This window comes from Mesorhizobium sp. M2A.F.Ca.ET.067.02.1.1 (genome assembly GCF_004023285.1).
Taxonomy (GTDB): Bacteria; Pseudomonadota; Alphaproteobacteria; order Rhizobiales; family Rhizobiaceae; genus Mesorhizobium.
In genome coordinates, this window is the sequence record NZ_RZSB01000418.1 from 1 (window position 1) to 5,361 (window position 5,361).

The window sequence follows — 5,361 nt, forward strand, 5'->3', positions numbered from 1 at the left end:
GTTTGAACGCTTGCACGGATTTTCTGTTGCCGCAAGGGGCGAGACGGCTTACCGCCGGACATCCCGCCGGTGCCGGCCGGCAAAGCGTGGCAACAAAATGGCCCGCGTCGCCGCGGGCCATTTTTTCACCTTCGGTACCTTGTGCCTGAGCCCTCATTCTCCGCCCATCTCTTTCTTGAACTGGTCGAAATCGACCTGCATGCCGTTGAAGATGGTGCTCCAGTGACGCGTCAGCGCCGCCATGGCGACGGCTTCCTGGATCTCCTGGTCGGTGGCGCCGGCGTGCCTGGCGTTCTCGGTGTCCGACCAGATGCAGTAGCTGCAGGGGATCTGCGCCGCGACCGCCAGCGAGATCAGCGACTTCTCCTTCGGCGTCAGCGCCGTCTTGTCGCTGAGCTCGATGGCCTTGACCTCGGCCCACGCGCCGGGCAGACCGGCTTTCGGGAACTGTTTGACGAAGCTCGGCACGCCGCCCATCGTCGACTGGATGTCCTTGAGGGTGGCGTCGTAGTCATCGGCCCGGGCGGGCGCGGATGCGAGCGCCACGGCAAACGCGCCCGCGATGGCGATGAGCGAGGCGGAACGAAGGCAGGAATGCACGGCTGAGGCGATGCGAATGACTGACATGATGTTCTCCTCTGGTTTTTGTTAGCCTTACGATGTAAGGTATGCGAACGATGAACCTTACAGTGTAAGTTGTCAAGCGCCGCCATGGATGCATCGAGCAAAAGAAAGCGCCCCCGCGGCAAGCTCTCCCGCGAGATGATCGAGGATGCTGCCTTCAAGTTGATCGAGCGGGAAGGGCTGTCCGGCTTTTCGATGCGCAAGCTCGCCGCCAGGCTCGGCTGCGAGGCGATGAGCATCTATCACCACTTTCCCTCGCAGGCGCATCTCTACGAGGCGCTGGTCGACCGCCAGATGAGCGGGCTCGTCATACCTGGCGCTGATCTGCCCTGGCGCGAGCGGGCCCGCATCGGCATGCAGGAGTTCCGCCGTGTCGCCACCGAGCACCCGGCCTTCGCGCCCTTCATCGTCGTCTACCGCATGAACTCGCCGCCCTGCCTTGCCAAGCTCAACGCCATCATCGGCCTGTTCGAGGATGGCGGCTTCGGCCCCGAGCTTAGCGCCCGCCTGTTCCGCGCCGCCGGCTACTATCTGATGGGCGCAATCCTCGACGAGACGGCCGGCTACGCCAAGGGGCCTTCGGCCGTCACCACGGTCAGCGACGAGGAGCTGGCGCGCGACTATCCGAGCGTTGTGAAGGCCGGCGCCTATTTCGGCAGCGCCGGCTTCGACAAGACATTCGAGCTTGGCCTGGAAATGTTTCTGGACGAGATGGAGCGAGTCCGCGAAGCTGCCCGAGGGGAAGACCGCTAGAGCAATTCCAGGAAAAGTGTGGGCGTTTTCCGTCCGGAATTGCGTCAAAAAAAGATAGAGCGGACAGCCGCTAGCCGAACAAAACAGCCAAGGGTCTGAATGCGCTTCCTCTCTGTCCTTCTCCTCATCGCCGGCGCCGCCGTCGGCATCTTCTATCCTTGGGCGATGAGCAACTTTTCCGGCCATGCGATCGGCACCTACCGCGTCTATGAGGGCGGCCGCTTCCGGCCGGTCACCGTGCAACTCGCCGCGAGCGACGCGCCGGTGCGGGTGCTGGTCGACTTGACCGCGCGAGCCGAGCGCGTCGCGGGCCAGCAGCGCACGGTGCTGACGCTGACGGCGGCGAGTGGCGGCCGCACCGCCCTGGCGTTGGCGCTCTCCTTAAACCATACCGACAATCCTCGCCAGGCCAGCCCGCAACTGCCCGACAAGATCTTTCGCGACGAGGCCGGCGTCATCGACAGGATCACGCCCGGCCCTTACGTCTTCACCGTCGGTCCCGGCGATGCCGACGGCATCGACATGCGCGCGGTCGATCTTGTCCTGCGCGCCGGCACCGGCTCGATCGACGAACGCGCTGAGCCGGCCGGCTACACGCTGATGGGCGTCGGCCTTGCCGGACTGGTGCTGTCGCTCGTCTTCGGCCGCCGCGGCGGAGGCCATCCGCAGAATCCCAATTCGCAGCCGCCACCGCCGCGCTGGGGCCGCAACGGTTCGCCACGAGCATGATGCCGAAAAGTGTGAAGCGGTTTTCGGACGACATCATGCTCTCTGAAGTGAGGCCGGCATGAATTATCGCCACGCCTACCACGCCGGCAATTTCGCCGATGTCGTCAAGCATGCCGTGCTCGCGCGCCTCGTCGAATATCTCAAGCAGAAGGACAAGGCTTTTCGCGTCATCGACACCCATGCCGGCATTGGCCGCTATGATCTTGCCTCGGTCGAAGCCGGCAAGACCGGCGAGTGGCAGGGCGGCATCGGCCGGCTCACCGAGGCGACGCTCGAGCCGCAGGCGGCGGCGCTGCTTCAGCCCTATCTGGAAGCGGTGCGCGCGCAAAATCCCGACGGCGGCCTCAAGCATTATCCCGGCTCGCCGCTGATCGTTCGCCATCTCCTGCGCAGCCAGGACCGGCTGACGGCGATCGAGCTGCACCCCGAGGATGCCGTGCGGCTGAAATTGGTTTTTGCCGGCGATTTCCAGGCAAGGGTGATCGAGCTCGACGGCTGGCTGGCGCTGGGCGCGCAACTGCCGCCGAAGGAAAAGCGCGGCTTGGTGCTCATCGATCCGCCCTTCGAGGAGGAAGGCGAGTTCTCCCGTCTGGTCGATGGTCTGCGCAAGGCGCACCGGCGCTGGCCGGGTGGCATCTACGCGCTCTGGTATCCGATCAAGGATCGCAGGGCGGTGACGGTCTTCCGCGGTGCTCTGAAGGAAACCGGCATTCCGAAGCTGCTCGACATCGCCTTCGAGATACGGCCCGCCTCGGATGAGGCCAGCCTCGACGGCAGCGGGCTGGTGGTGGTCAATCCGCCCTACACGCTGGAAGGCGAATTGAAGGTCCTGTTGCCCGCCCTCCATAAGGTGCTCGCCGTCCGGCAGCCGTCGCGCTGGAGTTCTGATTGGCTGGCGGGCGAGTAGGGCGCCTGCGTTCGCGCAAGCCAACGCCGAGGGCGTCACGCCGGTCAGCCGCCGGCTTTCGCGGATCAGATGCGCCTGGTCGGCATAGCCCGCCTCGATGGCGAGCAGCGCGGTCGAGGCTTCGCCCTGCTGCCGCTGCATGCGCCGGAACCGGTGGAAGCGCAGGATGCGGTCGAGCGTCTTCGGGCCATAGCCGAAAGCGTCCTCGAAACGCCGGCGCAGCGTCCGCTCGCTCATATGCAACTGGCGTTGCAGGAACGGAACCAGCGGCGTTCCCGGCGGCAAACCTTCGTGTATGACGTCAAAGGCCCGGCCCATCTGCGGGTCGAGCGCAGAGCGTCCTTCCGTGTGCGCGCCGATCGTCTCCTCCAGGCGCCGAACCAGACCGGCGAGGTCGGGCGTCGCTCTGATCCGGTCTGAAAGCTCGCGGCTGCGCGTGCTCCACAGCTCGCCGAGATCAAGCCGTCCGCCGACGATTTCGCCGGCCGGCACGCCGAGCCAGCCCGCCGCCGCGCCCGGCCGGAAGCGGAAGCCGACGATCACCGCCCCAGCGGCAGGCTGCTCGATCTGCGGCTCCTTGTCCGGGCCGGCGATACGGAAGCGGCATCGATCCATTGCAGGTCGATCGTCGCGTCCGGTGTGATGACGATAGGGGGAACAGCCCGCTCGTCCATGCGATGGACCCAGACGGCGGAGAAGGCGTCGGCCAGCACGCCAGCGGCAGGCCGCTCCCGAAAGAAGCCGGTGGTCTGTGCCAGGACCGGTTCCATCTCCTCTCCGATCTGCTCCAGCGGGGTTGCCGGATCGGTGTGACGGTCATTTTGGCCGAAATATTCAATGCCGGCCGCGTCATCCATGGCAAAACGGACGGAACTTCACGGCGCTTCACGCGCTCGCATCGGACCGCATCCGTGCGCGACTGTGGTCACGAATATAGAAAGGAGTGAGAGAAATGAAAGCTCGCATCACCGTATTGACGCTCGGCGTCGATGATCTGGAAGCCTCCCTCAAATTCTATCGCGACGGCCTCGGCCTGCCGACCGAGGGCATCATCGGCCGCGAATTCGAGCATGGCGCCGTCGCCTTCTTCGACCTCGCCGGCGGCCTGAAATTCGCCATCTACGAGCGCGCCAGCATCGCCTGGGATGCCACCGTGCCGCAAAGCGGCCGCAGCCCGACCGAATTGACCATCGGCCACAATGTCGGCAGCGAGGCCGAGGTCGACGCGGTGATGGCTGAGGCCGTCAAGGCCGGCGCGCGCGTGGTCAAGCCGGCGCAGAAAACCTTCTGGGGCGGCTATGCCGGCTATTTCCAGGATCCCGACGATCATCTGTGGGAGGTCGTCTACAACCCAGCCTTCATCCCCGAGGAGTGAACGGAGCCACGCACGTCGAGAGGAGATCGCCATGCTCGTTCAAATCGTTCAAGCGCTCGGCGCTCTCCTCATCGGCGGCGTGTTCGTTTTCGCCGGCATCGAGCACTTCGCGAAATTCGGGGCGATGCGCGACTATCTGGCCGCGCAGAAATTTCCTGCTCCGGCGCTGGTGCTGGCGCCGGTTCGACGATCGAGATCATCGCGGGTTCCCTGCTTGCCGTCGGCGTGGCACGGCTGTTTGCCGCCGTCGCTCTGGTCATCTTCACACTGGCGACGAACCTCATGCTGCTGCGTTTCTGGGCGAGCGCGTAGCCGGAGCGCCAGGTGCTGCGCAACGCCTTCCTGATCAACATTGCCGTCATCGGCGGGCTGCTGCTTGCCGGCACTTACTCATCAACCGGCAAATCCGCAACGAAGCTTTGCGGAAACCATTGTTTTCGCGACCGCTTGACCGCCGCCAAGCGAATCCGCACAGTGCGTGCAACCGACCTCGAGAGGCTGTCATGACTCGCTTCGCCCATTTCGCTCTTGCCGCGCTGATTGCGCTGTCCACTCCCTACGCCGCTCCGCTGGGCTTCACCCAGGCGGCGCAGGCCGCCGACCTTTCGGTCTACAGCGGCGACGATGGCAGCGTCTGCGGCGAAAGCTGGGTGCTGAACAAGATCACCGACCGCTTCTCCTACCAGGTGCATCACGTGCCGCATCTGCCGGACGTCGCGATCACCGATTTCCGCGACATCCGCCAGCATCGCTACGAGCCGGCGAGCGAGGAATGGCCGATCGGCCGCCATTATTGCCGCGCCACCGTCAACCTGTCGGACGGCCACGACCGCTCGATCTTCTATCTGATCGAGGAAGGCCAGGGCTTTGCCTCGATCGGCGACAATGTCGAGTTCTGCGTCTTGGGCTTCGACCGCTGGCTGGTCTATAACGGCCGCTGCCGCGTGCTGCGGTAATATTTGCTGGCGGGTAG

8 protein-coding genes and 1 pseudogene are annotated in these 5,361 nt (G+C 65.0%); 6 read left to right on the plus strand and 3 right to left on the minus strand.

The window, feature by feature from the left end; translation table 11 throughout:
* Nucleotides 1–153: 153 nt before the first annotated feature.
* Nucleotides 154–627, minus strand: a complete 474-nt coding sequence (locus tag EOA28_RS23775; RefSeq protein WP_126061808.1) for a carboxymuconolactone decarboxylase family protein — start codon at nt 625–627, stop codon at nt 154–156.
* Between the two features lie 84 nt (nt 628–711).
* On the opposite strand from EOA28_RS23775, the gene EOA28_RS23780 reads away from it, so the two are divergent.
* The 3 genes from EOA28_RS23780 (at nt 712) to EOA28_RS23790 (ending at nt 3,013) form a co-directional block, all read left to right on the plus strand.
* On the plus strand, nt 712–1,377 hold the full coding sequence (locus EOA28_RS23780; RefSeq protein WP_127251118.1) for a TetR/AcrR family transcriptional regulator: 666 nt from the start codon (nt 712–714) through the stop codon (nt 1,375–1,377).
* Nucleotides 1,378–1,476: 99 nt separating this feature from the next.
* Nucleotides 1,477–2,106, plus strand: a complete 630-nt coding sequence (locus EOA28_RS23785) for a hypothetical protein (protein WP_127251119.1) — start codon at nt 1,477–1,479, stop codon at nt 2,104–2,106.
* Nucleotides 2,107–2,164: 58 nt separating this feature from the next.
* Entirely contained in the window at nt 2,165–3,013 is an 849-nt protein-coding gene (locus EOA28_RS23790; protein WP_127251120.1) for a 23S rRNA (adenine(2030)-N(6))-methyltransferase RlmJ, read from the plus strand.
* A gap of 81 nt (nt 3,014–3,094) precedes the next feature.
* On the opposite strand, the pseudogene EOA28_RS41160 reads toward EOA28_RS23790, so the two are convergent.
* Nucleotides 3,095–3,628 (minus strand): annotated as a pseudogene (locus tag EOA28_RS41160) (helix-turn-helix domain-containing protein); the annotation flags it as partial.
* Entirely contained in the window at nt 3,553–3,870 is a 318-nt protein-coding gene (locus tag EOA28_RS40410; RefSeq protein WP_245484131.1) for a hypothetical protein, read from the minus strand. The pseudogene EOA28_RS41160 and the gene EOA28_RS40410, both read right to left, overlap by 76 nt.
* 95 nt (nt 3,871–3,965) lie before the next feature.
* On the opposite strand from EOA28_RS40410, the gene EOA28_RS23800 reads away from it, so the two are divergent.
* The 3 genes from EOA28_RS23800 (at nt 3,966) to EOA28_RS23810 (ending at nt 5,344) form a co-directional block, all read left to right on the plus strand.
* Nucleotides 3,966–4,388, plus strand: a complete 423-nt coding sequence (locus EOA28_RS23800; protein ID WP_128315336.1) for a VOC family protein — start codon at nt 3,966–3,968, stop codon at nt 4,386–4,388.
* A gap of 324 nt (nt 4,389–4,712) precedes the next feature.
* Nucleotides 4,713–4,895 (plus strand): hypothetical protein, encoded by a 183-nt coding sequence (locus EOA28_RS38985; RefSeq protein WP_189342154.1) that lies wholly within the window; start codon nt 4,713–4,715, stop codon nt 4,893–4,895.
* Entirely contained in the window at nt 4,892–5,344 is a 453-nt protein-coding gene (locus tag EOA28_RS23810) for a hypothetical protein (protein ID WP_127251122.1), read from the plus strand. The genes EOA28_RS38985 and EOA28_RS23810 overlap by 4 nt, the downstream gene beginning before the upstream one ends.
* Nucleotides 5,345–5,361 lie beyond the last annotated feature (17 nt).